This window comes from Paenibacillus sp. FSL H8-0282, from assembly GCF_037963825.1.
Lineage (GTDB): Bacteria > Bacillota > Bacilli > Paenibacillales > Paenibacillaceae > Paenibacillus_AQ > Paenibacillus_AQ odorifer.
On sequence record NZ_CP150146.1, the window covers coordinates 716,128 to 741,849 of the forward strand.

At 46.6% G+C, this 25,722-nt stretch carries 16 protein-coding genes, 3 rRNA genes and 3 riboswitches; of the genes, 18 read left to right on the forward strand and 1 reads right to left on the reverse strand.

Annotated elements, in window-relative coordinates; all coding sequences use genetic code 11:
- The first annotated feature begins 82 nt into the window (after window positions 1-82).
- Together NST94_RS03140 and NST94_RS03145 are read left to right on the forward strand one after the other, a co-directional pair.
- On the forward strand, window positions 83-778 hold the full coding sequence (locus NST94_RS03140; protein ID WP_339281637.1) for an MFS transporter: 696 nt from the start codon (window positions 83-85) through the stop codon (window positions 776-778).
- Window positions 772-1,344, forward strand: coding sequence for a hypothetical protein (locus NST94_RS03145; protein ID WP_339281638.1), 573 nt, complete (start codon window positions 772-774; stop codon window positions 1,342-1,344). The genes NST94_RS03140 and NST94_RS03145 overlap by 7 nt, the downstream gene beginning before the upstream one ends.
- A gap of 14 nt (window positions 1,345-1,358) precedes the next feature.
- Here NST94_RS03145 and NST94_RS03150 read toward each other — a convergent pair whose 3' ends face one another.
- Complete coding sequence (locus tag NST94_RS03150; protein WP_076106058.1) at window positions 1,359-2,027, reverse strand: DedA family protein; 669 nt, start codon at window positions 2,025-2,027, stop codon at window positions 1,359-1,361.
- A 107-nt stretch (window positions 2,028-2,134) separates the two neighbouring features.
- Between NST94_RS03150 and NST94_RS03155 the strand changes: the two genes are divergently transcribed.
- From NST94_RS03155 to NST94_RS03230, 16 genes are all read left to right on the forward strand, one after another.
- On the forward strand, window positions 2,135-3,508 hold the full coding sequence (locus NST94_RS03155) for a polysaccharide deacetylase (protein ID WP_076305525.1): 1,374 nt from the start codon (window positions 2,135-2,137) through the stop codon (window positions 3,506-3,508).
- A gap of 132 nt (window positions 3,509-3,640) precedes the next feature.
- Window positions 3,641-4,999: a DUF58 domain-containing protein gene (locus NST94_RS03160; RefSeq protein WP_339281639.1), complete on the forward strand. Its 1,359-nt coding sequence runs from the start codon at window positions 3,641-3,643 to the stop codon at window positions 4,997-4,999.
- On the forward strand, window positions 4,968-7,307 hold the full coding sequence (locus NST94_RS03165; RefSeq protein ID WP_339281640.1) for a transglutaminase domain-containing protein: 2,340 nt from the start codon (window positions 4,968-4,970) through the stop codon (window positions 7,305-7,307). Before NST94_RS03160 ends, NST94_RS03165 begins: the two co-directional genes overlap by 32 nt.
- Before the next feature lie 162 nt (window positions 7,308-7,469).
- A complete protein-coding gene (guaA, locus tag NST94_RS03170) occupies window positions 7,470-9,008 on the forward strand; it encodes a glutamine-hydrolyzing GMP synthase (RefSeq protein ID WP_036679874.1) in 1,539 nt (512 codons plus the stop codon).
- A gap of 146 nt (window positions 9,009-9,154) precedes the next feature.
- Window positions 9,155-9,619 carry a hypothetical protein gene (locus tag NST94_RS03175; RefSeq protein WP_076130535.1) on the forward strand — a complete coding sequence of 155 codons (465 nt, stop codon included), beginning with the start codon at window positions 9,155-9,157 and terminating at the stop codon, window positions 9,617-9,619.
- A 202-nt stretch (window positions 9,620-9,821) separates the two neighbouring features.
- Window positions 9,822-9,921: riboswitch (purine riboswitch) on the forward strand.
- Window positions 9,922-10,043: 122 nt separating this feature from the next.
- The gene (locus NST94_RS03180) at window positions 10,044-11,444 is read left to right on the forward strand and encodes an NCS2 family permease (protein WP_036679893.1); all 1,401 of its coding nucleotides are present in this window, start codon (window positions 10,044-10,046) and stop codon (window positions 11,442-11,444) included.
- A 400-nt stretch (window positions 11,445-11,844) separates the two neighbouring features.
- A complete protein-coding gene (locus NST94_RS03185) occupies window positions 11,845-14,100 on the forward strand; it encodes a glycosyltransferase 87 family protein (RefSeq protein ID WP_339281641.1) in 2,256 nt (751 codons plus the stop codon).
- On the forward strand, window positions 14,090-15,868 hold the full coding sequence (locus NST94_RS03190) for a phospholipid carrier-dependent glycosyltransferase (RefSeq protein ID WP_339281642.1): 1,779 nt from the start codon (window positions 14,090-14,092) through the stop codon (window positions 15,866-15,868). The genes NST94_RS03185 and NST94_RS03190 overlap by 11 nt, the downstream gene beginning before the upstream one ends.
- A 97-nt stretch (window positions 15,869-15,965) precedes the next feature.
- On the forward strand, window positions 15,966-16,946 hold the full coding sequence (locus NST94_RS03195; RefSeq protein ID WP_038568643.1) for a glycosyltransferase family 2 protein: 981 nt from the start codon (window positions 15,966-15,968) through the stop codon (window positions 16,944-16,946).
- The gene (locus tag NST94_RS03200) at window positions 16,933-17,340 is read left to right on the forward strand and encodes a GtrA family protein (protein ID WP_339281643.1); all 408 of its coding nucleotides are present in this window, start codon (window positions 16,933-16,935) and stop codon (window positions 17,338-17,340) included. Before NST94_RS03195 ends, NST94_RS03200 begins: the two co-directional genes overlap by 14 nt.
- Window positions 17,341-17,442: 102 nt before the next feature.
- Window positions 17,443-18,108: a class D sortase gene (locus NST94_RS03205; protein WP_339171160.1), complete on the forward strand. Its 666-nt coding sequence runs from the start codon at window positions 17,443-17,445 to the stop codon at window positions 18,106-18,108.
- A 113-nt stretch (window positions 18,109-18,221) separates the two neighbouring features.
- A riboswitch (cyclic di-GMP riboswitch) is annotated at window positions 18,222-18,304 on the forward strand.
- Between the two features lie 74 nt (window positions 18,305-18,378).
- Window positions 18,379-18,459: riboswitch (cyclic di-GMP riboswitch) on the forward strand.
- A 13-nt stretch (window positions 18,460-18,472) separates the two neighbouring features.
- The gene (locus NST94_RS03210) at window positions 18,473-19,282 is read left to right on the forward strand and encodes a transglutaminase-like domain-containing protein (RefSeq protein ID WP_081387329.1); all 810 of its coding nucleotides are present in this window, start codon (window positions 18,473-18,475) and stop codon (window positions 19,280-19,282) included.
- A 367-nt stretch (window positions 19,283-19,649) separates the two neighbouring features.
- A 16S ribosomal RNA gene (locus NST94_RS03215) occupies window positions 19,650-21,207 on the forward strand.
- 232 nt (window positions 21,208-21,439) lie between these two features.
- Window positions 21,440-24,366 (forward strand): 23S ribosomal RNA (locus NST94_RS03220).
- A gap of 127 nt (window positions 24,367-24,493) precedes the next feature.
- Window positions 24,494-24,610: ribosomal RNA gene (gene rrf, locus NST94_RS03225) — 5S ribosomal RNA — on the forward strand.
- The 16S, 23S and 5S rRNA genes sit together here, the layout of an rRNA operon.
- A 238-nt stretch (window positions 24,611-24,848) precedes the next feature.
- On the forward strand, window positions 24,849-25,601 hold the full coding sequence (locus tag NST94_RS03230) for an acyl-ACP thioesterase domain-containing protein (protein WP_339281644.1): 753 nt from the start codon (window positions 24,849-24,851) through the stop codon (window positions 25,599-25,601).
- Window positions 25,602-25,722: the final 121 nt, after the last annotated feature.

Genomic DNA, 25,722 nt, shown 5'->3' on the forward strand with positions numbered 1-25,722 from the left:
AAATAAAGCATTGTCATAAATTAATGATTCGATTAATATCTAATTAGATATGTGTATAAATAGATGAAATGAGGTTTATTTTATGAATAATCACTCAGCTGTTGCGATGTTTAGGAGTCATAAGGGATATTCACGATTGTTCACAGCCGGCTTGATCAATGGAATTGGTGATCGTTTTACTAGCGTTGCAGTACTGGCGCTGGTTCTGCAGTTGACGGGATCAGGCATGGCGGTAGGGATTTCGTTAGGTGTGAGACTGTTTCCTTATTTATTTCTGGCCCCGCTTGGAGGCATACTTAGCAGCAAAATTCCACGCAAATATATCATGATAGCTACAGATATGCTGAGGGTCCCAGTAGCCTTAGCCTTTTTATGGGTGGATGGGGAGGAGAAGCTGTGGTTGTTATATATGGCAAGTTTTTTGCTGGCAGCGGGTGAAGCCATTTACAGCCCTGTTCGTAGGTCCACTATCCCCTTGCTCGTCACCAAAGATTCTCTGCTGACCGTCAACGGACTAGAGCAGTTAATGAGCGGCTGCGTGCTGATCCTTGGAGCGTTCAGTGGAGGGGTGGTGTCGATGTGGTTTGGTCCGGAGGCAGCGTTCATTATGAATGCAGTGTCTTTTTTAATCGCAGCGATGTTAATTTACGGTATCGATTTTCCACAACATACGGAAATGGTGACGGTGGCTAAGAAGGCTACATATTCTCCTGAGGGGGACTTAGAAAATCCGATAAAGAAGCACAATACGGTCGGCTGCGTGCTCTGGGAATGGTAATTGGCGGAAGCTTAACGTTGCAGGTCATTTTCGGTTATGAGCTGTTGGTGCCGTTGCTAAATGGTCTGGATAATGTACTGATCAGTGTCTATGCGATACAGGTATTTCACGCGGGGGATATTGGAGTGGGGGCATTTTATGCGGCGCTTGGCATCGGTCTTAGCCTTAGTTTTTTTACCTCACGTTATTTAAAAAAGGGGCTGCTGATTGTAGCCATCGGAGGGCTTTTACTAGAAGGAGTATTATTGATGGGCATCAGTGTCAGTAATCATTTTGCGGTAGCATTTATGTTATACATCCTGCTGTCATTTGCCGGGGGGACGGGGAATGCCTGTCTGGATACGCTCGTTATGCAGGAAACCCCATCTGCTATGCAGCCCTTTGTGTTTGGACTCCTGTCTGCAGTAGGAAATACGCTGCTGGGATTATCTATGCTGTTCGCCGGGTGGCTATTAGAAGGGGTAGAACCAAGAATGGTAGGGTTTGCTGGGGGAGCGGGATTTGCCATAGTTGCGCTTTTACTCGCAGGATACGCGGGGGTACGCAGCAAGAAAAAACGTACTTAAAAAGGGCGGTGGCTTCACCGTCCCTTGGAAGTTTTTTTAACCTGAGTCTGTAGCTTAATGGCAGCTTTGCGCGGGAACAGGCGGATGCTTATCTTTTTGCGGTAGCGATACAGGATTACAAGGGCAGCTATAGCTACACCGCCAGAGATAATCCATAGTGCATATAACTCGAATAAATGGAAAATACCCATCCACTGCGGACCAAATACCCGTCCTATGCCAAGAAACAGCACTACCCAGAATAATGCTCCACTATAAGCGTAGAGGGCGAATTTACGGAAGGGCAGCGCAACTATACCAGCAAAATAGCCGGTAAAGTGACGAACGCCTGGAATAAAATATCCGATGGAAATAAGGATACTGCCGTATTTCTCGAACCATTTTTGCGTTTTATCCAGCTTGGCAGGGGAGAACAGCAACCACTTTCCGTATCGCTGGATGAAGGGCATTCCGGCTTTTAAGCCGACAAAATAGGTGAGGGTCATCCCGGCTGTGGTCCCAGCAAACGCCACTAGAATCAACGTTATGAAATCAAGTCTTCCCGTATAGGAAAGAAAACCTGCAAAAGCCATGGTAGTTTCTCCGGGAAACGGCAAGGCAACGAATTCGAGCAGCAATCCAAAAAACAATACGCTATATCCATATTTGCTGAATAATTCTTGTATAAAGTTCAGCATTTCCATAAGATTCTCACTCTCCAAGGGGCAGTTGCCTTATTCTATTTTGAAGCTTGTCTTCATACAATCTACCAAATGGCTTTTGAGCCAATAGAATGCTGGAGGTAGAGAAGATGAAAGGTAACAAAAACACTCACGGCCGCCGAAACTTGATAAGCGGATTGCTTGTTATGGTTGTAATCGTCATCGTAATGCTGGGATGGAACGCAGGGGAGAGTGTAGATTCTTGGATGAATCGTTCATTACAGTCCGCAAGTGCGGAGTCTGTCTCTGTTAAGAATAATCTCCCGTTAGTGGCGATGCAAGAATTGCCTCCTAAAGCAGAGTCCATTGTGACTGCTTCTCCAGAAGTTAAATTGAATTCCGGTACGGCACAAGTATCCAAGGTGTCGACAACGTATTCAGCAATTGCGGCCGCAAAGAAAGCTTCAAAAACGGTCTATATTACATTTGACGACGGACCGAGTGACAATACCTTCAACGTTCTAAAAATTTTACAGCAGCAAGGTGTGAAGGCGACCTTTTTTGTCCTTGGTAATCAAGCGAAAAGCCATCCAGAGCTAATTAATGCCATATGGGAACAAGGACATGCTATTGGCAATCATACCTATAATCATAATTACCATGATTTATATAGTGGATTCACTGAATTTTGGAGCCAGATTAAAAAGACCGAAGAAATTGTTCGGGGCATTACAGGGGTTCGCCCACAACTTATCCGCGCCCCGGGCGGAACCTTTGATCACTTTGATAATACCTACTTCAATTTGTTGAAGCAAGCCGGTTATATCGTTACGGATTGGACGGTGGACAGCGGGGATTCCAAACGCAAAGGGGTACCGGCGTCAGAAATCTTAAAAGAGTCAACTGCAGATCTGAAGTCCTCTCGGGTTATTCTGCTGCTGCATGATGGCGGCGGCCATCAGGAGAGTGTTAAAGCACTGCCTGATATTATTGCGCGTTATAAGGCTGCTGGGTACAGCTTTGGCCTTTTAGATGAGACGGTGGAGCCTGTACAATTCAGAGTCTCCTCAAAAGCAAATAGCTTGGGCAGAGTGAAACCTTCGGAAGCTTGGATCACCTCGAATATCATACCGAATGCAGAGCTGTTTGCGCCCGGCAAACCTTTGGTGCTGGAGGTTGGAAAGCTGGAGACGAAGCTGGCGCCAGGTGAATATGCTCTGCAAAAAGGGAAATATATGGTGCCACTTCGCGCTGTGATCGAACGGCTGGGAGGGCAGATTAGTTGGGATGCGGGCAGTCGCAGTGGGAAGATTGCCTGGAACGGCAAAGATATCATCGCGGATGTGGCGAACAAGGAACTCCTGTTAAATCTTCCTGATCATGTTCAAAAGATAAACGGTGCCAGTGTGGAGATGATTGGCGGTTCTATCTGGGTATCGCTGCGTGAGCTGCTGGAGACAGCCGATCATCCTCCTTTAAATATAAGCGTGACGGAAGGTGAGCGCCGGGTAATAGCCTTCTGAGATTTAGCGCTCAGGCAGTTTTTTTAAAAGAAAAAAACAATGTCTGGGCACCCTTTTTCATGGGAAGAATAGATAGTAATAAGTTCCTCAGCTGGGAACAAGTCTAGACCCAAAGGAAGGGTGTTCGTTCCATTGTCCTCTTCAAAAAAAGTAGAACACAAATTAAATAACAAGACTGAAAGAGTTAGAAGCTATCCGCGTAGCCGTAGTGCGTTGGCTGAATGGCTGCGGATGCTGACTGTGGCTGGAATTATAGGTGTTTTATATGCATGGCGCGGAGGCGCATCACTCTTATTTCTGCTGATCGCTGTAGGCGTTATCATGGTTGGCGGACTGATTGTTCAACTTTCAGGTCCACGGGCGATAAAGATTGAACGGACAATCACTCCAGTAAGACCGATAGCTGGAAGTACACTGCTTGTGAAGGTGCGGGTGAATTTCTCTGCCCGGCTTCCACTGCCATGGCTGACTATCGCTGATTTTTGGGGGGACAGAGGACATCACAAGCTACTGTTTCCGGGATTCAGACGCTCTTTTGAATACATCTACCTTCTTGAGAACATGCCGCGGGGACATCATCATTTGCAGGGCTGTAGAGTAACCTGGGGAGATTTGCCCGGCTGGTTCACAGGCCGATCTGAGCCTGCTGAAGAGCATAGCGTTAAAGTGCTGCCAGCCCCCCTATATTATGGCGGAGCAGTCCCGGACAGCGGCTTTATTAGCGGTAATTCGCTCTATTCCAGAAGGGGAAGAAGCAGCAATGATGAGACCATGGAATCGCGGGAATATGAGCCCGGTGATCCGCTTAGCCGAATTCATTGGAAGAACAGCGCCCGGCTAGGAAATCTGCAGAGCAAAGTTCCAGAGCGTGAAAAGGCAAGAATGAGCTGTATCGTGTTGGCTAATGATCCCAAAAGCTATGAGATTCCAGCCAATGCACTTACACCTCGTGGCAGTCGGGAGGAGCAGCCTCCGGTATTTGAGAAGGCGGTGTCAACGGCGATGGGGCTGATGCTCTTTGCTGAGCAGTCAGGTGCTTATGTCCAGTTATTTAGCGGAGGCTGGCCGGAAGGAATGGCTAGGCATGAAGGACTGGGTAAAATCCCAGGGAGAGTGCTGGATATTCTAACTGATATTTCTCCGAATGGAACAAGAACCCTGTCCGAGCTGTTGGAGGATGCTTCTAGAGGCTGGATTCCGGGAATGACCGTTGCTATAGTGACCGGAAGATTAGAGGAACAATCCGCTAAGGTTATCGCTAAATTCTTAGTGCAAGGTGTAAAAGTTGAGCTCTATTATGCTTGGGATCAGCCAGCTCCGCTGCCTGCTGAGGTAATGCTGCAGGAGATCCGCCAGCCTGTGCGGGGAACGGTCGGGGATAGTCTGGGTCGTCTGGGAGCACGGATGTTTTGTCTGGATGATGCATTGCCAGCTTACAGGCTCAGGGAGGTAGAGTACCATGAATCATCCGGAAAACCAACGCTACGGTAAGCGGATACCGGGTGACACAAGCTTCTCTATGAATGAGCACAGTGGGAAGGAACCAAAGCAGCTCCATTTGGAAAAACTGGAGAACAGTCATGCCGGTAAACAGAGAAAGATACCTCTGTATTATCGCATGCTGTTCTCTTTGGCTATTTTGGGGCTGTTTTTAGAATGGCTGCTCCCTTTATATAGAACGACTTCATTGGAAGATACTGCTAGATTGCTGCAGATTCTGATGATTTCTGCTGCCGTGCTGTTGATGTGGGGAATCCTTCAGATTCCCGGGTGGCTATTGCTAAGTATCCAATGTTTGATGATCGGCACAGCTTGGCTATATCTATGCAGCGAGGGCGTAGGGACAGGATGGCTGGGCATTTATGCAGTAGAAATTCCAAATGATCTGATTTTGCTCTTTTCCGGGCATGTCTCTCAGCTAAGCGAGATCAGCAGACTTTTGATTTTGATTGTTGGCTGGGGGCTGCTGGTATCTTCGGTGCAGCAGCTTGCACTTTTCAGAGGAAGCACGCTGCTGTTTACGGCGGTGACCCTCATTTATCTATTAGTTCTGGATATTGGCTTTGGCGTTAATACGACAACGGATGTTGTAATATCAGTCGGGCTTATTGTATGGATGCAAGCAATGAGTGGTTTGCTCCGTCTGCGGGAACGGGTGGGCAGCATTCACCTGCCGTATGCCCGATGGGGAGTTTTGGCATTAGCGGCTGCTATATTCGTCATGATGACAGCATGGTTTGGTGGGCAGGTATATGAAGTACGACCGCCTAACCAAACTACACTCCAGTCAACCTTTGAAAAGCTGCAGGAATGGGCTTCGGGCCATATGCCGGAAGATAATGAGGCTATACCTGCAGGAACAACAGGGTATAGTACAAATGATGGAGAACTGGGTGCTCCATTATCACGCAATACCGAGCCAGTCTTCACAGCGTTGACCAGTCAGCGTACCTATTGGCGCGGGGAGAGCATTGCCTATTATGACGGTCGCCGTTGGATCAGAGGTGGTGAGGAGTTTACTCCGCTTAACTTGTCCAGCCTGCCTCAGATTCCGGCGACGGTAACCACTACTAATGGGGGGCGGACTTTGCAACAGCGGATACAATTTGCTATTCCCTCTTCCGGTGGAATTCCTGTATTCAATGCGGGTACCATAACGGATGTTGAGACAGTTCAACTATCCAATGGCAGCCAGCTTGGTTATGTTCTGGCGAATAAGGACAGGGATACCTTTCGTCTGCCAGATTCGGTGGGGTCAACTCGGATCACTGAGTATATAGTTGATTCTATACTTCCCGAGAGTAATCCAGTACTGCTGCGCGGTTTGGGTGACGCTGATCCACAAGAAATAAAGAATAAATACTTGCAGCTGCCTGATTTATTACCTGAGCGAGTGAAAGCTCTGGCAGAGAAGCTCACAGCTTCCTCGGGCAACCGATATGATTCCGCAACCGCCATTCGGGATTATTTGCAAAACGGGTATTCTTACACGCTGGATACCATGGTTCCGCCAGCTGGGGCTGATTTTGTGGATCATTTCCTGTTTGAGACCAAACAGGGTTACTGTGTGCATTTTGCCACAGCGATGACCGTATTGCTGCGAAGCACAGGTATTCCAGCGCGGTATGTTCAAGGCTACGGACCTGGAACCCAGCAGGAGGAAGCCATGCCGGCGAAGTATTTAGTCACCCAAGGGGATGCGCATGCTTGGGTAGAGGTTTATTTTGCCGGCGCAGGTTGGGTTCCTTTCGATCCGACGCCGGGTCCTGCGCTTGCGGCTGGCTTCCCTGCGCCGGCACGGCCTGCTGCCGCAGCAGTCGCACCGCAAGCAACGCGCAGCGCGGAACTGCCCGCCCTGCCGCTGGCGGGCGGGCCCTTTTCAGCGCCGCTGACTGCCGCGGCGCTGCTTCCCGCCGCCGCTTGGCGCTGGCGGCGCAGCCTGGCTCTGCTGCTGGCCGCGCGTCGCGGCAGCAGCTTGAGCCGTGAGAGGCAGCTGCGCGCGGCCTCTCTGGCTTGGCACGGGCTGGCGGAGCGGTTTGGACCGCCGCCGCCCGGCGTTACTGGCAGGGAGTATGTGGACTCCCTGCGGATTTACGATGCCGGACTAGATGTAGCCGTCCGGCAGTTTGTCCGCCAGTGGGAGACCCTGGCGTACGCGCCAGCTTCGGCCTCCACAGCCGTGATCTCTGCCCGCGACAATCCCGTAGACTCCGCTCCCGCCCTTGGCGGCGAACCTGCGGCTTCTGATGCGGCCGCGTTTATTCGCGAATGTCTGCTCATTACCTTCCGTTTAACATAAACGGCTAATAACGCTTAGATCCGCTATCTAATTTATGCCATAGCAAGGAAGGTTCTGCATGAAGTTTTATCACTCTCTGATTATGAGAGGCGTGTCCTCCTTTCCTTGACGATGAGAATTAACCATGAGTATAATGAATCCAATAATCAAGGGAGGCACGTAATGAACAAGCCAAATGAAATTATCGTCGTTCTCGATTTTGGGGGACAATACAACCAACTTATCGCGCGCAGAATTCGGGACCTGGGAGTATACAGCGAACTTTTGCCGTACAATACGCCAGTTGACAAGATTAAAGCACTTTCGCCTAAAGGAATTGTCTTCTCCGGCGGACCTAGCAGTGTATACGCTGAAGATGCACCACACGTAGATCCGGCTATTTATGATCTAGGAGTGCCGATCTTCGGTATTTGTTATGGTATGCAGCTGATGGCTCATCAGCTTGATGGTAAAGTAGAACGTTCGGCTAAACGGGAATATGGTAAAGCTGATGTTGACTTTGCAGAAGGAACTGCTTTAGTTGCAGGATTGGAGAACCGCCAGACTGTATGGATGAGCCACGGTGACCATGTAGTTGAGCTTCCAACAGGCTTCAAGCTGGATGCAGGTACAGAAAGTGCTCCAATTGCAGCAATGAGCAACGCGGAGCGCAAACTGTTCGCTGTGCAATTCCACCCAGAAGTACGTCACTCCGTTCAAGGTAACGAGATGATCTCGAACTTCTTATACCAAGTTTGTGGTTGCGACGGCAAATGGACAATGGAATCGTTTATCGATGAAGCCGTTCAAGATATTCGCAATCAAGTCGGAGATAAAAAAGTACTCTGCGCTCTTAGTGGCGGAGTGGATTCTTCCGTTGTGGCTATGCTTATCCACCGTGCAATCGGAGATCAATTGACCTGTATGTTTATTGACCACGGCCTTCTGCGTAAAGGTGAAGCAGAAAGCGTTATGGAGACTTTCGTAGGCAAATTCGATATTCATGTAGTGAAAATCGATGCACGCGATCGCTTCATGAGCAAACTTGCAGGTGTTGAAGACCCTGAGCAAAAACGTAAAATCATTGGTAACGAGTTTATCTACTGCTTCGACGAAGAGTCAGCTAAGCTCGGAGATTTTTCATTCCTTGCACAAGGTACGCTTTATACGGATATCGTTGAGAGTGGAACAGCTACAGCGCAAACCATTAAATCCCACCACAATGTGGGCGGCCTGCCAGAAGATATGAAATTCAGCTTGATCGAGCCGCTAAACACCTTGTTTAAGGACGAAGTTCGTAAACTCGGTGAAGAGCTTGGCATGCCACGTGCGATCGTATGGCGTCAGCCTTTCCCAGGTCCAGGTCTTGCTATTCGTGTCTTGGGTGAAGTAACAGAGGACAAGCTTACCATCGTTCGTGATTCTGACTACATTCTGCAAGAAGAAATTGCTAAAGCGGGATTAGACCGTGAAATTTGGCAATACTTCACTGCCCTGCCTAACATGAAGAGTGTCGGAGTTATGGGTGATGCTCGTACGTATTCCTACACAGTAGGTGTTCGTGCAGTAACTTCCATCGATGGCATGACCGCTGACTGGGCACGTATCCCATGGGATGTTCTTGAGAAAATCTCTGTACGTATTGTCAACGAAGTTGAGAATGTAAACCGGGTAGTGTATGACATTACTTCGAAACCACCTGCAACGATTGAGTGGGAATAGCATATAGCAATAACAAACCTGCAGCTCCTTATTTATTAAGGGACTGCAGGTTTTTTTTATTAACCGTGAAGCTTGTGACGGACCCTATATAGCAACTTTAGAGAATGTGATAAACTGGGAAAAATAAACTTACAGGAGCCATTAGAATGGGATTCTCACTTATTGGAACACTAATAGCTATGGTTATTCTTGCCCCAAGTTTACTGATGATTAAGTTTCCGCCCGATCATGTTCCCAGCGGTTTAAAAGATGCCGGTATCTTTTACACTCTTTTGGAGAGAGTAGGGCAGTTGGGGTGTATAGCCATTCTTGCGATTTCAAAGGATGACTTTGAAAATGTAGAATTCGGGATCTGGGCTGCACTTATCTTTGTGTTTATCACGATTTATTACGGTTTATGGATTCGTTATATGGTTAAGGGACAGCAATTCAGATTATTATGGGCTCCACTATTGTTTCTTCCGATTCCCATGGCAGTTCTCCCTGTTTGTGCATTTGGATTTGCGGCTATATGGGGCAGATCTTTCTGGTTGGGTATTGCAGTGATTTGTTTAGCTATAGGGCATTTTGCTAATTCTTGGCATAGCTATCAGTATTCCAAAGGGCAATAAGCCAGGGAACATCGAAATTGTTTTATAGGGAAAAATACCCATTTGATAAGGCTTTTGATAGTTAATAAGCTGCATGATTTAAAGGATTTTGGGGTTGAAGTTAAAGATAAAAATGTATGAATTACGAACAATAGAAAAAATAAAGTCGAAAATGTTCGCTTTTTTCATTGACAACTTATGTGATGTCCACCTAAAATGATAAAGCACAACAACATAATTCTTTCGTATATTTCCGGGAATAGGCCTGGAAGTTTCTACGAGGTCACCGTAATGACCTGGCTACGATTAAGAAGAGCTGAGCAACCCGTATTGTCCTGAATCTAGGGCTATAGTCATGGGTGCTACTCTTTTTTTCGAGCCGGTGTCGATCAGATACCGGCTTTTTGTTGCTGTCAGCCACAACATACCTTAGGGGGAGAACAATTTGAATCGGTTTTTCAAGTTGAAAGAGAACGGCACTACAGTACGTACAGAGATAATGGCCGGCTTGACTACGTTCATGGCTATGGCTTACATCCTGTCGGTTAATCCGAGCACATTAACAGCATTTGGCCGCATCGATATGGGCTGGTACTCTGTATTTCTAGCGACTGCGCTGGCAGCAGGTATTTTCACCATTGCAATGGGCGTGTTTATAAACTTTCCAGTAGCATTGGCACCAGGTATGGGACTTAATGCATACTTTGCTTCCGTAATTTTGTCTTCTGCAACCTCAGAACATCCATTCACTTGGCAAATGGGTCTGACCGCAGTATTTATTTCCGGTTTGATCTTCATCCTGCTCACGGTTACCCGAGTGCGGCAGATCTTACTGACAGCCATTCCTGACAGCTTGAAGCATGCCATTACCGTAGGTATCGGGATGTTCATTACAATCCTTGGGCTTAAGAACAGTGGTTTGATGACGATTGGTGTCGAAGCTGGTAAAGATATTTCCGCCAATACATTCACAGATGTCCTATCCTTTGAAACAATTATTCATATGGGTAGCCTAGAGAACACTGATGTACAATTGGTAATTATCGGATTGCTTCTTATTTCCATCCTGATGGTACTGCAAGTTAAAGGTGCGATTTTATTCGGTATCTTGGGTACAACCCTCGCGGGTATACTGATGGGTGTAGTTGATTTTGGCTCATTGTCCAGTCCGACAACCCCTTGGGTGCCTGACCTGACGCAATTGAACTTTTTCGAATTTGACTGGGATGGTATCCTGCACACCGGTATTGTTTCAGCAATCGCAACATTCACTTTTGTAGAATTGTTCGATACATTTGGTACACTTGTAGGTACTGCTCAACGCGCTGGTATTATGGACAACCCTGAAGAAGGTAACAAACGTGTAGGTAATGCAATGTTTGTCGATGCCATCGCTGTAGCTGGTGGTGCGGCATTGGGTACTTCCACTACTACTGCTTTTGTAGAAAGCGCGGCAGGTGTTGCTGAAGGTGGACGTACAGGTCTTACAGCTGTAACAACGGGTGTGTGCTTCTTGCTTGCGTTATTCCTTGCACCAATAGTGGCTCTGATCCCTGGATCTGCTACAGCCGCAGCATTGATTGTCGTAGGCGTGCTCATGGCACAATCGATTCGCGAAATTGATTTTCAAGATATGGTTGTTGCGATTCCAGCGTTCCTTACTCTAGTAATCATGCCTTTCACTTATAATATTGCTAATGGTATTTCCTTTGGCATCGTAACTTATGTAATCCTTGCTTGTGTAGCTAACCTTGCTGGCAAGAAAAAATACGATATTCACTGGATGATGTGGGTACTTGCTATTCTGATTATTCTCCGTTATGTATTTCTTGGTAGTGCGGGCTAACTCATATATAGCATACAGATGTGCATTCAACGGCTCCTTCATAACTGAGGGGGCCCTTTTTTTATATTTTTGTTGGCACTTAACCATTCAGCCTAGTCTATGTTTCTAGCTTTTCATCATCTATGATTTAGATTATATTGTTGAAGAGGTGATGTTCAGGACGAGGCAGCCTTGGCGTTAGAGTCCAATTTGTTCCCTCCTTGATCCTGATCTCTGTTTATTTTGTACTGAAAATACTTCAAACCCCTAGGTGGTCCTATGGTCTTACCATTTTGTTAGTTCTCTCGCTTTATGCTGATAGAATGGCCTGTTTTTTTGCTCCGGTATTTGCTTTAGCCACTGCGATTCTTCTATTCTATATAAGAGTCTATATAAGAGCCTTGAAGCTTAGGGCGATCCTATGGAATGGAATATTGTGCATGGAAGGGTCTGCGATCCAGATAAGGTTAACATACCCTATATTTATATGCTCTTTTATGAGAAAATCAATCCGAATGATTTCTTAGCAACGGTGAAATACACTAATTCGGGAGCTGTTTTTCAGAAGGGATATGCTTTTGGCTGGACTAAGATGAATATAGGACGAGGTGAGGTTGGGACGATGATCAAGAGTACACGTGCGGCCGTAATGACTGTATTGATGCTGTTATTGTTTGTGCTTCCTGTAACAAGCATTTATGCAGAGGGGAATCTATTGCAGAACCCTGGCTTTGAGGAGGGGGGAGATGATGCGCCTTCTAACTGGACTAAGGATATGTGGATTTCAGGAGACAACTCAGCTCTACTTTCAATCCAATCGGAGGAAGTTCATTCCGGCAGCAAGGCGGCAGTCATTGAGAATATCGAGCCCAATCATTCGAAATGGGTGCAGACGATTGAGGCTACGCCGAATAGTTATTATAAAATCTCTGGATGGATCAAAGTAGTAAGTACAGCAGGCGAGGGAATGGGCGCCAACATTCTTGCCGTTGGAGTAGGCGGGGGGTATCCCAGCGTAACTGATACGGCAGGTGAATGGCAGTATCTTGAATATATCGGCCAGACAGGACCGGAGCAGAAGTCATTTGGCATAGGCGCAAGTCTGGGCGGCTACTCTAGCTTGATTCAAGGTAAGGCTTATTTTGATGATTTTGCTGTAGAAAAATTAGACGCGGCTCCCGAAGGGGCTAACGTCATTTCGCTGGATAGTTCAGCGGTTAGTCCAGATGCCGGCGACAAAAAGGCAGACACTCCATATAAAGTATCTCCAACTAAGATGTTGCTGATCTCAGCGCTGTTTAGCGTGTTTTTTGCAGTGCTTTATACTAAGGCATTCCGTAGTGAGAAGCTTATGAAGCAGCCTGAGAATATTTATTCCAAATGGCTGAGCATTGCCATCGGAATTGCTTTTATCCTGAGAGTGTGGATTGGTCTTACCGCGCAAGGATATCAGAATGATATGAATACCTTTATTTCTTGGGGACAGCGTATGGTGGATTTAGGTCCAGGCAAATTTTATGAAGAAGGTTATTTTGCCGATTATCCTCCTGGCTATTTGTACATATTGTACGTGCTTAGCGCCATTCGTGGCGTTTTAGGATTCACTCAGGGCTCAGGTGGAGAGAATTTGCTCTTCAAGCTCCCTGCGATCCTTTCTGATTTGGTGCTCGGCTACTTCATTTATCAAATGTCACGCAAAAAACTCGGCACAGGAATAGCTTTCGGCTTAATGCTGTTGTTTCTGTTTAACCCAGCGGTACTTATTAATTCAGCGGCTTGGGGACAAGCAGATTCATTCTTTTTGATCTTCCTGCTGCTCAGTATCCATGGCGCTGCGAACAAAAAGTTTGTCCGCTCCGCAATTTTGTTTGCCTTAGCGACGCTAATTAAACCGCAAGCGTTGATATTCACGCCGGTATTGTTGTTTGCTTTTTATCATCACCGCGCTTGGAAGCAGCTTGGATTCGGAGCTTTGTATGGATTAGGGATCTTCGGATTGCTTGCGGCACCATTTTTCTGGAATAACGGAGGTCTGGTAGGGATTATTGATCTTTACAAGAGTACGTTATCTTCCTATCCGTATTCTTCAGTGAATGCATTTAATCTGTATGCACTGACTGATCCGATGTGGTCATCCCTTGATCTAACCTGGCTTGGCATTCCATACCGTGTATGGGGCTTCATATTTATTTTAGTGGCTGTAGCTGTTGCGGCATTTTATTCCTTTAAAAAGGATCGCTTGGACCTGACCAAATCCTATTTTATCGGCATGGTGCTTATAGTAGTGGTCTTTGTGCTTGGCACCAAAATGCATGAACGTTATATGTTCCCTGCTCTTATTCTTTGTTTGTTTACTTATATAGAAAGTCGGGACCGCCGCTTTTTATCGCTATTTCTCGGATTCAGCTTAACGCAATACATCAATGTGGCGTACACCTTATCCCACCTGAATGCAGATGTTAGCCCGGGTGCAGACGGAATCGTATTAGTGACTGCTATAGCTAATCTAGCATTGCTGCTTTATATGCTGAATATCGGATACGATGTGTATGTCCGCAAGGGAATAAAACCTCTTCCAGCACCAATTACACCGGAAGAACAATATGAAGAAGATTTGAGAGTTGTCGGGCAAATTAAACCGCATCAGAAGGGAGGGCGATTTAACGATGAAGTTTAAGCGTATAGATTGGATATGCATAATAGCTATTACGGCCGTTTACGCAGCGCTTGCTTTATATAATCTTGGCTCTACTAAATCTCCAGAGACCTTATGGGAGCCTGCTGCCAGTGGTGAAAGCTTCTATGTAGATTTGGGGCAGAGTAAACCATTGGAACGGGTCAATATCTTTGGAGGCGTGGGCACGGGGAAGTTCAAGCTGGAATTCAGCGACAATCCTGAGGTCTGGAGCAGTCCGATGGATGTCAGTGAGGATGTCGGGAATGTCTTCATCTGGAAAAGCCAACCCCTGAACGTTACTGCGAGATATGTGAAGTTTACAGTTACATCTCCAGGGTTCACTTTGAACGAAATGGCCTTTTATGAGCAGGGGGGAGAAAGAATCCCCCTTCCTATTGCCGGTGTGACACCGGATGCTAACGCAGTACCTAAAAGAGGAGCAGCGGCCAATCTTTTTGACGAGCAGTCGCTCATTCCGGAATATTCTAACTTTATGAATAGCACTTATTTTGACGAGATCTATCATGCGCGAACAGCTTATGAATATACACACGGGATAGTGCCTTACGAGAATACGCATCCACCGCTTGGCAAGCTTTTGATTGCCATAGGTATGGAGCTGTTCGGAGTCAATCCATTCGGCTGGCGTATTATCGGAACCTTGTTCGGAGTTGCCATGTTACCTCTCATATATGTAATGGCGCTGCGTTTGTTTAAGAAAAGCAAATACGCCGCCCTCGCGGCAGGATTGTTTGCGCTGGATTTCATGCATTTCACACAGACAAGAATCTCCACCATTGACGTATACGGAGTATTCTTCATTATGTTGATGTTCTATTTTATGCAGCGGTATTACACAATGAATTTCTACAAGCAGCCTTTAAGAAAAACATTAATTCCGTTATTCTGGTCTGGCTTATTCTTCGGAATCGGCGTAGCTTCGAAATGGATTGTGCTCTATGGAGGAGCAGGGCTGGCCATTATGCTGGCTATCTCCCTTTTTGAACGCTACAGAGAATACCAAGCCTCCGGACGCCTGCTGGCAGAGGGGAAGATTAAAGACAAGGAATTGCTGGGCACCTGTCGTGAAGCAGTAGATTCTTTTTGGAAAAAGACTATTATTACGTTGGCTAGTTGTATCGGGTTCTTTGTAATTATTCCAGTAATTATTTATAGCTTATCTTTTGTACCGGGGTTATCTGCATCAGCAGAGGGCTTCACTATAAAAGGTTTGATTGATTCCCAAAAGAATATGTACAACTACCACAGCCAGCTTGTAGCTACACATCCTTTTGCTTCCTCATGGTGGCAATGGCCGTTTATGAAGAGACCGGTCTGGTTCTTTAGCGGTGGTGAAGGTTTGCCGGAAGGTCAGGTCAGCAGTATAGTGACTATGGGGAATCCTCTTATCTGGTGGACGGGTATTTTTGCAATGTTGGCAACACTGTGGATTACGCTGAAACGTAAAGATAAGAATCTCTACATGATCTGGATTGCCTTCTTCTCGCAATATGTTCCGTGGATGCTTGTCCCAAGAGAAACATTTATTTACCATTATTTTGCTATGGTGCCATTTATGATTCTTGGTATTGTATATATAATGAAGTTGCTGGATACTAAATTCCCTGAGGCCCGTTACGTACAGTATGTCTATGTAGCTGTTGCTTTGCTGCTCTTTATCGCTTTCTACCCGGTACTGTCAGGGATGCAGGTCAGTGGAGATTACGTGAAAGATATGCTGCGTTGGTTCCCTACTTGGGTTTTCTAGGATTTAATAAAAATCTATAAAATAAGTTTATGCATGCAGCGTTATTATGAAGTGTAGATGGATGTAACGCTCCAAAAAGCTTGTAGGAGGAATAAAGGTGAAAGCCAGATATAGTGTGATTGTACCCATGTTCAATGAGGAGCAAGTAATTAGCCATACTTATGAACGTTTGAAAAAAGTAATGGACGAGTGCGGCGATACTTATGAGCTGGTCTTCGTCAATGACGGCAGTCGTGATCGTTCCGCCCAGATGATTCGGGAGATCTGTGAACGAGACGAGCATGTCAAGCTGATTGACTTCTCGCGTAATTTCGGACATCAGGTAGCGATTACAGCTGGCATGGACTATGCCGAAGGTCAAGCGGTTGTTGTTATTGACGCTGATCTTCAGGATCCTCCGGAGGTCATTTTGCAAATGATCGAGAAGTGGAAAGAGGGCTACGACGTTGTATATGCGAAACGCCTGAAGCGCCACGGAGAAACGATGTTCAAAAAGGTCACCGCGAAGCTTTTTTACCGCCTGCTCAGCAGTATGACAAGTGTGGATATTCCAACGGATACAGGCGATTTCCGTCTTATTGACCGTAAGGTATGTGATGTCCTGCGGGGACTTAAAGAAAAGAACCGCTATGTCAGAGGTTTGGTGAGCTGGGTTGGCTTCAAGCAGACTATGGTGGAATATGAACGGGAAGAACGTTTTGCCGGAGAAACCAAATATCCGCTGAAGAAAATGATTCGTTTTGCGTTAGATGGCATCACCTCTTTTTCACATAAGCCGCTTAAGATTGCTACGTATATTGGATTCTTCCTTTCATTCTCTAGCTTTCTCTATTTATTTTTCGTCTTGTTTCAAAAGATATTTTTTACCTCCTGGACGGTTCCGGGCTGGGCTTCCATTGTAGGCGTTAATCTGCTCTTTAATGGTATCGTTCTGATGCTGTTGGGTGTGATTGGGGAGTATATCGGACGGATTTATGACGAGTCTAAAGATAGACCGCTATATATTGTTAGTGAGACTAAAGGCTACCAGAACGAAGAACAACTGGACCGCCGGAAGGACCACAATGATGTTAGATAAGAACTTGCGCGCTGCATTCATACAGTTCCTCAAATTTAATGCCGTAGGTTTGCTCAATACGCTTATTGATTTTGTGATTTTTACATTGTTGAATTCACTAGGGATGGTATACGCATTGGCGCAGGTGATCTCCTATAGTGCAGGCACGGCGAATAGCTTTATTTTGAATAAAAAAGTAACCTTTCGTGATCGCAACCGGGGGAATAAAGAAGGCTTCGACCGCGTGCAGCTGGTCAAGTTTATCGTGCTGAATCTGGTAGTGCTCGGAATATCACTGCTGCTAATGCATCTGTTGACAGACAAACTAGGTATTCAAGTCTTGATCTCCAAGGTGCTGGTTACCTTTATCACGGTGATCATCAATTTCTTTGGAAGTCGTAAATGGGTATTTTAAACATTAATTTCAGGCAGAAGGAGTTGCTATGCTTAAAGGCAAGTAGCTTTTTCTGCTTGATTTGTATATAACCATAGAAACAATATACGGAGGCGAATAACATTGCGTAAATTCTCCTATCTACTCATACTGGCTGGGATACTTATCATGTTATATCCGACAGCTAACGAATGGTACAACGACAGGCAGCAGGAGAAGTTATTAGAAACGGCTGAACTAAGCACTGCCGATAGTACTCCCCAGTCAGATCTGAGGAGCAGGTATGCTGAAGTTACTCAGCTGTTAGCAGAGGAATCGGTTCTGGATGCCCAAGCACAGCCCCAACCCCAAGAGACAGAAAAGCCTGAACCGGAGATTGAAGTCGGTGGCAAAGTAATCGCACTAATTGAAATCGATAAGATTGATTTGAAGCTGCCTGTATTAGAAGGGGCTACAAAAGCTAATATGAAACATGCTGCAGCCCATATGAAAGAAACGGCACCCCTTGGAGAGATCGGGAATGCTGCAATCGCGGCGCATCGGGCTCGAACTACGGGTCGTTTGTTTAACAGATTGAATGAGGTTGTTGTGGGGGATGTTATCACGGTAAAGACTAGTGATCAGGTGTTTAACTATGAGGTATACGATATTTCTGTTGTAGATCCGAGTGATGTCTCCGTTCTTGACGGGAATGACAAGGATAAGATTCTTACTCTGATTACATGTGATCCGCTAGTGAATCCAACGCATCGTCTGATTGTTCATGCCAAATTAACAAAAGGAGAATAGTGAATGACAAGAAAACACAAATACCGGGAGATATTTATAAAATAATGGGTAATCTAGTAAATTAGGTCTTGTTCACAACTATAAATATGATAGTATTATACTATGAAAGCTAAACACGATAACGGCAAACCTTCCGAAAGGTAGGGACGCAAAGCTAAAGGGCCTTTTCCCGAAAGGATGGCAGCCAGCTACCGAATGAAGAGGCTTTTTTTGTTTGTTTCAAATGGATTCTATCAATTATATCTAGTAAAGCTAGAACAGATAGAGCTTATACGATAACGGCAAACCTATCGAAAGGTAGGGACGCAAAGCTAAAGGGCCTTCCCGAAAGGATGGCAGCCAGCTACCGAAAGGAGTTTTATCCGTGAAAAAGGTTTATTTTATGCTGGTGGCGTTGTTCGTCCTAATGACTTCAGTTCCGGTAAGTACAGCTCAAGCTGCAAGTGCAGATGCCAGCTGGTTGATTACATCCAAAGTGGCTCAAGGTGTTATTGGTATTAACTATGATATTCCGAAAGATAAAAGAATCAAACTCATGATCACCAAAGATAACAGCAGCTATACATATAACTTGTATGCTTCTGGACAAGCTGAGGACTTCCCTTTGCAACAAGGAAATGGGACTTATAAGGTTTCTGTTCTGGAGAATACAACCGGCAATAAATACAAAGCGTTATATTCCGAAGTAGTAGACGTAACCATGAGTGACTCGAATTCCGTATATTTGGGCTCCGTACAGAATGTGAAATGGAGTTCTTCTGATAAAGCGATTGTCAAAGCTAAACAATTAGTACAAGGCAAAACAACAGACGAAGAGAAAGTTAAAGCGATCTATAACTATGTAGTTGCGAATGTACAATATGATTACTCTCTTGCTAATAGTGTAACTACTGATTATATTCCAAGCATCGATAAGACATTGACTACTAAAAAAGGGATTTGCTATGATTACGCTTCTCTTTTTGCCGCAATGCTGCGGAGTGTAGATGTTCCTGCTAAGTTGGTAATGGGGAATACAAGCTACGTTACGCAATATCATGCCTGGAACGAAGTGTTGCTTAATGGGAAGTGGGTTACCATTGATACTACAGTGGATGCAGGACTTTCAAAGAGTGATAAGAAAACCGATTTAATTAAAGCCTCAAGCAAATATACTGCGGCAAAATACTATTAAGTTCGTCGCTAGAAACATAACTCTATTAAATAAACAACTAGCTTAATTATTTAGCTAGTTGTTTATTTTTATATTAGGGGTTGCTTTTCTATTAATAGTTGGGGTATTATAGGTAAGCGTTGTTAGACAGCGTACAGGCGATACAGACGAGGCTGATAAAAAGCTTCGAAAAATAAAACTTGCATTTCTGAAAACAACATGATATATTATAAGAGTTGCTGCTGAGACATTAAATGGCGCCAACGAGAACTTGATCTTTGAAAACTGAACAACGAGTGAGTAGGAAATCACGTAAGTGAAATCCAAAACTAGAGAATTAATTTTCTCGTCAGATGTTTCAAAATGAGCATATCGCTCTTTTCAATACTAATTGGAGAGTTTGATCCTGGCTCAGGACGAACGCTGGCGGCGTGCCTAATACATGCAAGTCGAGCGGAGTCACTTTGAAAGCTTGCTTTCAAAGTGACTTAGCGGCGGACGGGTGAGTAACACGTAGGCAACCTGCCCTTCAGACTGGGATAACTACCGGAAACGGTAGCTAATACCGGATAATTTCTTTTTTCTCCTGAGAGAAGAATGAAAGACGGAGCAATCTGTCACTGAGGGATGGGCCTGCGGCGCATTAGCTAGTTGGTGGGGTAACGGCCCACCAAGGCGACGATGCGTAGCCGACCTGAGAGGGTGAACGGCCACACTGGGACTGAGACACGGCCCAGACTCCTACGGGAGGCAGCAGTAGGGAATCTTCCGCAATGGGCGAAAGCCTGACGGAGCAACGCCGCGTGAGTGATGAAGGTTTTCGGATCGTAAAGCTCTGTTGCCAGGGAAGAACGTCCGGTAGAGTAACTGCTACCGGAGTGACGGTACCTGAGAAGAAAGCCCCGGCTAACTACGTGCCAGCAGCCGCGGTAATACGTAGGGGGCAAGCGTTGTCCGGAATTATTGGGCGTAAAGCGCGCGCAGGCGGCTATTTAAGTCTGGTGTTTAAACCTTGGGCTCAACCTGAGGTCGCACTGGAAACTGGGTGGCTTGAGTACAGAAGAGGAAAGTGGAATTCCACGTGTAGCGGTGAAATGCGTAGATATGTGGAGGAACACCAGTGGCGAAGGCGACTTTCTGGGCTGTAACTGACGCTGAGGCGCGAAAGCGTGGGGAGCAAACAGGATTAGATACCCTGGTAGTCCACGCCGTAAACGATGAGTGCTAGGTGTTAGGGGTTTCGATACCCTTGGTGCCGAAGTTAACACAGTAAGCACTCCGCCTGGGGAGTACGGTCGCAAGACTGAAACTCAAAGGAATTGACGGGGACCCGCACAAGCAGTGGAGTATGTGGTTTAATTCGAAGCAACGCGAAGAACCTTACCAGGTCTTGACATCCCTCTGAATCCACTAGAGATAGTGGCGGCCTTCGGGACAGAGGAGACAGGTGGTGCATGGTTGTCGTCAGCTCGTGTCGTGAGATGTTGGGTTAAGTCCCGCAACGAGCGCAACCCTTAACTTTAGTTGCCAGCAGGTAATGCTGGGCACTCTAGAGTGACTGCCGGTGACAAACCGGAGGAAGGTGGGGATGACGTCAAATCATCATGCCCCTTATGACCTGGGCTACACACGTACTACAATGGCCGGTACAACGGGAAGCGAAGCCGCGAGGTGGAGCCAATCCCATCAAAGCCGGTCTCAGTTCGGATTGCAGGCTGCAACTCGCCTGCATGAAGTCGGAATTGCTAGTAATCGCGGATCAGCATGCCGCGGTGAATACGTTCCCGGGTCTTGTACACACCGCCCGTCACACCACGAGAGTTTACAACACCCGAAGTCGGTGGGGTAACCCGCAAGGGAGCCAGCCGCCGAAGGTGGGGTAGATGATTGGGGTGAAGTCGTAACAAGGTAGCCGTATCGGAAGGTGCGGCTGGATCACCTCCTTTCTATGGAGAATCGTTCTCTGCAATGAGAACATTCAAATCGGAAGCTCAGCTTCCAAAACTCAGGTTTAGGCCTGTTACTCACTCGTTGCTCAGTTTTGAGAGTTTAAGCTCTCAAGCAAGACTTGATCCTTGAAAACTGGATACCGAAACGAATTTGCGTTTTAGAACATCTTTTAGCAACTTGTGCAAACAAGTAAATGTTATTAGTGAGATTTTTCTTCGGAAGAATCAAGGTTAAGCTAATAAGAGCACACGGAGGATGCCTAGGCGCCAGGAGCCGACGAAGGACGTGGCGAACAACGAAACTGCCTCGGGGAGCTGTAAGCAAGCTTTGATCCGGGGGTGTCCGAATGGGGAAACCCAGCTGTGGTAATTCGCAGTTACTCATTTCTGAATACATAGGAAATGTAGAGGCAGACCAGGGGAACTGAAACATCTAAGTACCCTGAGGAAGAGAAAACAATAGTGATTCCGTCAGTAGCGGCGAGCGAACGCGGAACAGCCTAAACCTAAGAGCTTGCTCTTAGGGGTTGTGGGACGTCTCACATGGAGTTACAAAGGAATATGGTAGGTGAAGAGGTCTGGAAAGGCCCGCGATAGAGGTAAAAGCCCTGTAGCCTAAACTGTATTCTCTCCGAGACGGATCCCGAGTAGTGCGGGGCACGTGAAACCCCGTATGAATCCAGCAGGACCATCTGCTAAGGCTAAATACTACCTGGCGACCGATAGTGAAACAGTACCGTGAGGGAAAGGTGAAAAGCACCCCGGAAGGGGAGTGAAATAGAACCTGAAACCGTGTGCTTACAAAAAGTCAGAGCCCTATTAATGGGTGATGGCGTGCCTTTTGTAGAATGAACCGGCGAGTTACGTTTAACATGCAAGGTTAAGCCGAGAAGGTGGAGCCGCAGCGAAAGCGAGTCTGAATAGGGCGAATTAGTATGTGGACGTAGACCCGAAACCGTGTGATCTACCCCTGTCCAGGGTGAAGGTGCGGTAACACGCACTGGAGGCCCGAACCCACGTACGTTGAAAAGTGCGGGGATGAGGTGGGGGTAGCGGAGAAATTCCAATCGAACTCGGAGATAGCTGGTTCTCCCCGAAATAGCTTTAGGGCTAGCCTCGGTATAAGAGTAGTGGAGGTAGAGCACTGATTGGGTGCGGGGTCCGCAAGGATTACCAAGCTCAGTCAAACTCCGAATGCCATATACTTATTGCCGGGAGTCAGACAGTGAGTGCTAAGATCCATTGTCAAAAGGGAAACAGCCCAGACCATCAGCTAAGGTCCCCAAGTGTGTGTTAAGTGGGAAAGGATGTGGAGTTGCACAGACAACCAGGATGTTGGCTTAGAAGCAGCCACCATTGAAAGAGTGCGTAATAGCTCACTGGTCGAGTGACTCTGCGCCGAAAATGTAACGGGGCTAAACACACCACCGAAGCTATGGCTAGATACGTATGTATCTGGGGTAGGGGAGCGTTGTGTAGGGGTTGAAGGTGTACTGAAAAGAGCGCTGGACACTACACAAGTGAGAATGCCGGTATGAGTAACGAAAAGATCAGTGAGAATCTGATCCGCCGAAAGCCCAAGGTTTCCTGAGGAAGGCTCGTCCGCTCAGGGTAAGTCGGGACCTAAGGCGAGGCCGAAAGGCGTAGTCGAAGGACAACAGTTTGAAATTACTGTACCACCGTAATCCGCTATGAGCGATGGGGTGACGCAGGAGGGTAGTGACGCGGACTGATGGATGTCCGTCTAAGCAGTGAGGCTGATGTGTAGGCAAATCCGCACATCGTTAAGGCTGGGCTGTGATGGGGAGCGAAAATTATAGTAGCGAAGGTCATGATCTCACACTGCCAAGAAAAGCCTCTAGCCAGGAGAAGGTGCCCGTACCGCAAACCGACACAGGTAGGCGAGAAGAGAATTCTAAGGCGCGCGGAAGAACTCTCGTTAAGGAACTCGGCAAAATGACCCCGTAACTTCGGGAGAAGGGGTGCCCCGGTAGTGTGAATAGCACGAGGGGGCCGCAGTGAAAAGGCCCAAGCGACTGTTTAGCAAAAACACAGGTCTGTGCGAAGCCGCAAGGCGAAGTATACGGGCTGACGCCTGCCCGGTGCTGGAAGGTTAAGGGGAGTGGTTAGGGGTAACCCGAAGCTATGAACCGAAGCCCCAGTAAACGGCGGCCGTAACTATAACGGTCCTAAGGTAGCGAAATTCCTTGTCAGGTAAATTCTGACCCGCACGAATGGCGTAACGACTTGGGCGCTGTCTCAACGAGAGATCCGGTGAAATTTTAATACCTGTGAAGATGCAGGTTACCCGCGACAAGACGGAAAGACCCCATGGAGCTTTACTGCAGCTTGATATTGAATTTGGGTACGATCTGTACAGGATAGGTGGGAGCCGTAGAAATCGGAGCGCAAGCTTCGGTGGAGGCGCCGTTGGGATACCACCCTGATCGTATCTAGGTTCTAACCTAGTGCCCTTACCGGGTACGGGGACCGTGTCAGGCGGGCAGTTTGACTGGGGCGGTCGCCTCCTAAAGAGTAACGGAGGCGTTCCAAGGTTCCCTCAGAATGGTTGGAAATCATTCGCAGAGTGCAAAGGCATAAGGGAGCTTGACTGCGAGACCTACAAGTCGAGCAGGGACGAAAGTCGGACTTAGTGATCCGGTGGTACCGCATGGAAGGGCCATCGCTCAACGGATAAAAGCTACCCTGGGGATAACAGGCTTATCTCCCCCAAGAGTCCACATCGACGGGGAGGTTTGGCACCTCGATGTCGGCTCATCGCATCCTGGGGCTGAAGTAGGTCCCAAGGGTTGGGCTGTTCGCCCATTAAAGCGGTACGCGAGCTGGGTTCAGAACGTCGTGAGACAGTTCGGTCCCTATCTGTCGTGGGCGCAGGAAATTTGAGAGGAGCTGTCCTTAGTACGAGAGGACCGGGATGGACGTACCGCTGGTGCACCAGTTGTTCCGCCAGGAGCATGGCTGGGTAGCTACGTACGGACGGGATAAGCGCTGAAAGCATCTAAGCGTGAAGCCCCCCTCAAGATGAGATTTCCCAATTAGTAAGACCCCTTGAAGACGACGAGGTAGATAGGTTGGAGGTGGAAGTGCAGCAATGCATGGAGCTGACCAATACTAATCGGTCGAGGGCTTATCCTATACGTAGAATGCAGATTCGTTTCGGATTCAGTTTTCAGGCATCAAGCCTGTAACACGCTTAGAAATTCATTGTCACTTCTGTGATGAACTGAATTTCACGCGGCAGCGTCTGTTTCACAGATGCATGTTTGGTGGCGATAGCGGAGGGGTTCCACGCGTACCCATCCCGAACACGACCGTTAAGCCCTCCAGCGCCGATGGTACTTGGACCGAAGGGTCCTGGGAGAGTAGGACGTTGCCAAGCACACGAAGCCATTGTTGATTTATCAACAATGGCTTTTTTGTTCCCTTTACCGCTTAATTTTAAAAATGTGGATAAGTTATGGGGAATTAACGAAATTATAAAAGTTACTAACATGTGGATGAAATAATAAAATATATTCAAAAATGAAAGTAGTCCCCAATTTATGTGGATAGAGCAGTGGTATATGTGGATACTTCAAGTAAATGCAAGGATATTTTGCATGGCAGGAGGATAAACAATGGACAACAGTAGCAATCTTGTGTGGATAGAAGATTTTTCTGTACATGCGAGCGACACGGATTATCGTTCGCAGGGTAAGTTATCCTTTATTCTGGATATCATGCAATGTGCGGCAGACTTCGCAGTGGGTAATTTGGGGATAAGTGTGGAAGAAATTCTGAATGCAGGAATGGGCTGGATGATGATCACGTTAGATCTTGATTTTAAGCGTATTCCCCGCCCGAATGATGTGCTTAGCGTACATACCTGGAGTAAAGGCACTAAAGGGGCACTGTGGCAACGGGATTATCGTATTTTCGATGCAGATCATATAGAAATCGCCACAGCACGATCCATATGGGCTTTAGTAGATATTGAGAAGAGAAAGATACTTAGACCGAATGCCCTTCCAGTTCAGGTTAAGCACTATAATGGCGATTCAGTAGGCGATATGCCTGTTAAGGTAACGATCCCTTCTGATATTACTATGGAAGAAGCTTATCGGTATCAGGTAAGATATAGTGGGCTTGACAGCAACGGACATTTGAATAATGCCCGATACGGGGATTTATGTTGTGATGCGCTCACTTTAGCGGAATGGGATAATGCAGAGTTCACACGCTTCCGGATTACTTATCTACAAGAAGCTAAGTTTGGGGATGAACTGACTATTTTACGTTCAGCTGTAACGGATGATGGTATATATGTACGCGGTCAGAATAGTGATACTGTATATTTTGAAGCATGTATAGCGTTAAAAGGTGTCCAATAGTACGAATAAGTAAGTGATTTATAAATATGGAATATTATTATAAAAGCGATTTCTCCGAACATCAATCGGGGCAATCGCTTTTTTTATTGAAAACGGATGATGTTTCTAACATATTTGGAAA

What these genes read in the sequence shown, in the direction of transcription:
- NST94_RS03140 (WP_339281637.1), top strand. Translation starts at nt 83, where the DNA reads ATGAATAATCACTCAGCTGTTGCGATGTTTAGGAGTCATAAGGGATAT.
- NST94_RS03145 (WP_339281638.1), top strand. Translation starts at nt 772, where the DNA reads ATGGTAATTGGCGGAAGCTTAACGTTGCAGGTCATTTTCGGTTATGAG.
- NST94_RS03150 (WP_076106058.1), bottom strand. Translation starts at nt 2,027, where the DNA reads ATGGAAATGCTGAACTTTATACAAGAATTATTCAGCAAATATGGATAT.
- NST94_RS03155 (WP_076305525.1), top strand. Translation starts at nt 2,135, where the DNA reads ATGAAAGGTAACAAAAACACTCACGGCCGCCGAAACTTGATAAGCGGA.
- NST94_RS03165 (WP_339281640.1), top strand. Translation starts at nt 4,968, where the DNA reads ATGAATCATCCGGAAAACCAACGCTACGGTAAGCGGATACCGGGTGAC.
- guaA (WP_036679874.1), top strand. Translation starts at nt 7,470, where the DNA reads ATGAACAAGCCAAATGAAATTATCGTCGTTCTCGATTTTGGGGGACAA.
- NST94_RS03175 (WP_076130535.1), top strand. Translation starts at nt 9,155, where the DNA reads ATGGGATTCTCACTTATTGGAACACTAATAGCTATGGTTATTCTTGCC.
- NST94_RS03185 (WP_339281641.1), top strand. Translation starts at nt 11,845, where the DNA reads ATGGAATGGAATATTGTGCATGGAAGGGTCTGCGATCCAGATAAGGTT.
- NST94_RS03190 (WP_339281642.1), top strand. Translation starts at nt 14,090, where the DNA reads ATGAAGTTTAAGCGTATAGATTGGATATGCATAATAGCTATTACGGCC.
- NST94_RS03200 (WP_339281643.1), top strand. Translation starts at nt 16,933, where the DNA reads ATGATGTTAGATAAGAACTTGCGCGCTGCATTCATACAGTTCCTCAAA.
- NST94_RS03230 (WP_339281644.1), top strand. Translation starts at nt 24,849, where the DNA reads ATGGACAACAGTAGCAATCTTGTGTGGATAGAAGATTTTTCTGTACAT.